Source organism: Lutimonas halocynthiae, assembly GCF_030409835.1.
In the GTDB taxonomy this organism is placed as follows: Bacteria; Bacteroidota; Bacteroidia; order Flavobacteriales; family Flavobacteriaceae; genus Lutimonas; species Lutimonas halocynthiae.
On record NZ_JAUFQO010000007.1, the window covers coordinates 1 to 4,339 of the forward strand.

At 29.1% G+C, this 4,339-nt stretch carries 4 protein-coding genes; all 4 read right to left on the reverse strand.

Features of this window, described 5'->3' with window-relative positions; genetic code table 11:
* Positions 1–293: 293 nt before the first annotated feature.
* A complete protein-coding gene (locus QWY87_RS11665; RefSeq protein ID WP_290291342.1) occupies positions 294–812 on the reverse strand; it encodes a hypothetical protein in 519 nt (172 codons plus the stop codon).
* 140 nt (positions 813–952) lie between these two features.
* Positions 953–1,600, reverse strand: coding sequence for a hypothetical protein (locus QWY87_RS11670; protein ID WP_290291344.1), 648 nt, complete (start codon positions 1,598–1,600; stop codon positions 953–955).
* A 153-nt stretch (positions 1,601–1,753) separates the two neighbouring features.
* Positions 1,754–2,206, reverse strand: a complete 453-nt coding sequence (locus tag QWY87_RS11675; RefSeq protein WP_290291345.1) for a type II secretion system protein GspG — start codon at positions 2,204–2,206, stop codon at positions 1,754–1,756.
* Between the two features lie 1,571 nt (positions 2,207–3,777).
* The gene (locus tag QWY87_RS11680) at positions 3,778–4,209 is read right to left on the reverse strand and encodes a hypothetical protein (protein WP_290291348.1); all 432 of its coding nucleotides are present in this window, start codon (positions 4,207–4,209) and stop codon (positions 3,778–3,780) included.
* Between the last annotated feature and the right edge of the window lie 130 nt (positions 4,210–4,339).

Consider the following 4,339-nt stretch of genomic DNA (forward strand, 5'->3'; position numbering starts at 1 on the left):
TTTTGACATTCCAATTCGCTCTTTTCTAAGGTGCAACTTGTGACAATCAGAATTAACAAGAAAATGATGGTTTTTTGCATGTGAATGATTTATTTGCCCCAACGGTGTGGTTATGATTAGTTGTGGATTGATTTAAATTTACTTTCTCTTTTTACTCTTACTTTTTGACTTGTTCTAACTTCAGGATAACTCTAAACCACAATTAATTATAACCGTTGTTGGCAACCGTTTTTATTCAATTCTTTTTTATATAATTGAGTATTGGTCAATAATTCGAATATTTAAATAGTAAACTATTTTGTTATTGCACTACTTCCTTTAATATATGCTATTTCAGGTCGATTTTTATTGATTAACAATTCGACATTATCACCTTTTTTTATACTTTTATTAACTAGGTGTTGATACCTATTGTATCTCTTTCCATTATAGGAATAGCTAAAACTGCAATAATTACTATTAAAGAATTCATCTAAATTATTACTTAGTATCATTGCTTGGGAACTTATGTAGTTTAAAGAGTCTTGCACAATTGGAGCGGTAAAATACACATTCACATTCTCAATATTATTTTTATCGTATGCAATCCAATAATTCTCACCAATTCTCAATTTGTGTATTTTATGAATATAATGCCCAATATGTTCATTTTGTAAACTATCATAAAACTTAACATTACAAGAACCTGATTTATGATAGGATATTTTCACTATTTCTCCTTTTGCATAGATTCTTTTATTCTTCGGAATCGGTTTTGTGCATGAAATTAAAAGAAACAATAATGGTATAATAAATCTTAGATGTGATGTCATTTATTCTTGTTTACTTTAATGGTTGCCAACGTATTGGGTATGAGCAGTAGCTCTCCCACAATGTTGATTTATTTCTATTTGTTTGTTTTTACTTTCATTTTCGTTTTGTTACGGATTGAAGCTATTGCTTATACCCGTTGTTACCTGCTGGCATTTCTACGATTTATTATCAAATAAGCCCCGCCCCCAATAAACACTGAAGTTATTAATACTATAATCAGAATTTCATTTAAATGGTTTCCACTATGTTTCAATAACCAATATCCAAAAAACAAACCAAAAAGAATAGATCCAATACCAATCTGAGTCGAGTTTTTATTCTGCCAGTCATTTTCAAATTTTGTGTCTCTTTTTAATCCAATTATTAATCTATCCCTTAATTCTTGGTAATTTGAATAACTAGTTGATGATAATTTATAATTAAAATTCTCACTAATTAGAGTTAAGTCTTTCCATTTTCTATGTGCTAAAGCTCTACTTGCATTTTCTTTTTCAATTTCAGAATAAGATTTTAACTCATTAAGTGAAATAGTTTTCTTTGTATAACCAGTGATTGATTTAAAGATTAATTTTCCGTTTGAGATAAGCAAAACATCATAATTTAGAAGCCAATAAAAACAGTATAACCCAAAAGCCAAAAGTGGAATTCCTATTATTAAAAGCGATGGTTTTTCAATTCCAATAAGCATTGATTTAATCCCTAATACTATAGTTGTAATTCCTCCAATTGTAAGTAATAAGATTGAAGAAATTTTCGGAATTGATTTTATCTCTTTTGGATTTCTCATTTTTTCAGCTTGCAGGTAACGGTTTGTGTATGATTAGTTGTGGTTAAACTTACTGTTATTTTCTTGCATAGCTCCTAGCTGATTGACTTGCCCTAAGACCTAGAGTTAATACCTCCGTAACAATTAATTATACACATTGTTGTAGCAAGTAATTTAACTTTCAATATCATCTTCATTTCCTAATTCTCCATCTTTACCTTTCGATAAAAGAACGTAATTTAAACCATTAGACAAAGACTCATAATGAAATTCATTTCCCCAAGAATCTAAAGTGATATTCTTTCGAAGTGGATTATTTCTGATAATCATTTTTAGCTCTTTTGGATATCTTCCTGAATATTTTCTATTTTCTTCCAGCAAGATCAGGATTTCGTCCATTTTACGTTTGGTTTCGTTTTCATAGCGATTTGAAATATAGATTCCACCTACAACTAATTTGACAACTACAGCTAATACCAAAGTAAAAAGTACAACTTTTGTTAATGAATGAACCAGTAATTTTTTTGGTAAATTGTTCTCCTTTTCATGCTTTCTCCTTTCCTTTTTCTTTTTCCAAAACTGAAAGTCAGAAACTAATTCCAATAAGTAACCTAGTACTTCACTCATATGGAGTTTTATTTGCTACAACGTATTTGTGTATGATTAGTTGTGGTTAAACTTACTTATACTTTCTCTTCTCACTCTTACTCTTTGACTTGCTCTAACTATGATATAACTCTTAACCACAATTAATTATACACGTTGTTACCCAACGTAATAAATTTCCGTACTAACATGTCAATTCAAACTTTTTGAAATTCCCTAAAAATCCAAAATAAACTAACAATAATGCCAAGAATACCCATAAAAAAAGCTCTCCACTCATAAGACGATGAATATTCTTTTCGTATTTCGTAGATATAGAAAATCATATATATTATAGATAAAATTAATCCAATTACACCTATTATAAGCCTCTTATTTTCCAATTTGTATTGTGATTGTTTTATTCAATGTTGGGTAACGTTTTGGTTAAGATTTGATGCGACTAGATTCAGCCTTTATATTCCGCTATAAACTGATTTTTTAAATTTCCACTAACTTCTAGTTTAGCTCAAACTGAGCAATAAATTTTAACCGTTGTAACCCAACGTTTTTTATTCGGTTATAAAGTTCAGTTTCGTTTCTTAGTATCTTTTTTTTTTCAGAACATTATCGAATATTTTAGTCTGCAGGCATTGTTACAAAACCAGTCCAAATCATAACTATAAAAATTAAGCACATTAATGAAAATGCTTTAAAAAATAGATTAGAGTATTTAAAAACCCATGGTGCTTTTTCGACTAATTTCGGATTGTGTATTAAATGAAAATTTTCCAGCTTTCTAGTTATAATTGGACCAGTAATTCTGAAAAATAAGAATCCAAAAAGGAAAAGTAATGAAAGTTCTATTTTTGTGCTCAATTTCTGTTTTTTATCTAATGTTGGGTAACGTATTGGGTATGATTAGTTGTTGAGTGACAGTTTTAGTTGAAGCCTAGAGTTCGAGTGTGCCGACATCTTACCGCAAAGGTGCTGGAGGCACTTAGTAGCGTAAACAAAACTGTGTGTACTTATGTTTCTTTTTAGCATTATTTTCATTAGTAATTCTTAGTTTGTATTCACTGGAATGCAACAATTAATTATAACCGTTGTTGCCATTTCGTTGTTTTTATTCGCTGTTAAAAGTGTTTCTTTTTCAGTTTGCAATTCCGCAAAGTTAGGTTTTCCGTTTCCTTATTAAACTCCGCAAATTTGAGTTAATTCAATCTGTGTTTTATTCCTTAAATATTTTCAATTATTCATTGCCCGTTTTTTTCTGAACTTGTCATACAACATGCCAAAGGCGATTAAACTCCAAAATATCCTATAAATCCATACGTTGATTTCAAATCCAAAAAATTCTATCGAATCTGAATATTTCCAAAAACTATAAATTACATTTCCGATTGCAATTATTCCAATTATTATTGATGCTATTTTATTCATAATTATTCAATTTTTATTCTTTTCCGCAATGAATGGCAACGTTTTGGTTATGATTAGTTGTGGTTTGATTTAAAATTACTTTCTCTTTTAACTCTTACTTTTTGACAATCTCAAACTCTGATAAAGCACTTGCAAAACAATTAATTATAACCGTTGTTAGCAAATGTTTTTTATTTATTCTCCTCGTTTATCTTATTTCTACCTTTATTTTCTATTCCTGTCAATTTAAATACTAACTCACATAATAAATCATTTCTAAAATATGCAGTTCCTTCTCTAAACCTATAATCATTATAATCTAAACTTCTGTGGACTATGAATATTTTTTTATTCGTAGGGTTAGGAAAAAATTGTATTTCAACTCTTTCTCCTTCTCCTCTTGTTCCAGTAGACCATTGTACATCCGTTACGTCACATATTTGTTTTGTAATAAAGTTAATCAGACTGTCATTTTTTATTGTTATCTCTCTACCTACAGTTCCAATTTCTGTCGGGACAAGTTTTATTTCTTTAACTTGATATGGGTTTTCACAAAACGTAGGTTTCTCTTTGCAAGAAATCAAACTGAAGATTATCAATAATGAAATTACAATTGTTTTCATTCTGTTTTTTAATCGTAATATTTGCTAACGTATTGGTTATGATTAGTTGTGGATTGATATAATATTACTTTCTATTTTCACTCTTACTTTTTTGACAATCTCAAACTCTGAGAAAACACTTGCAAAACAA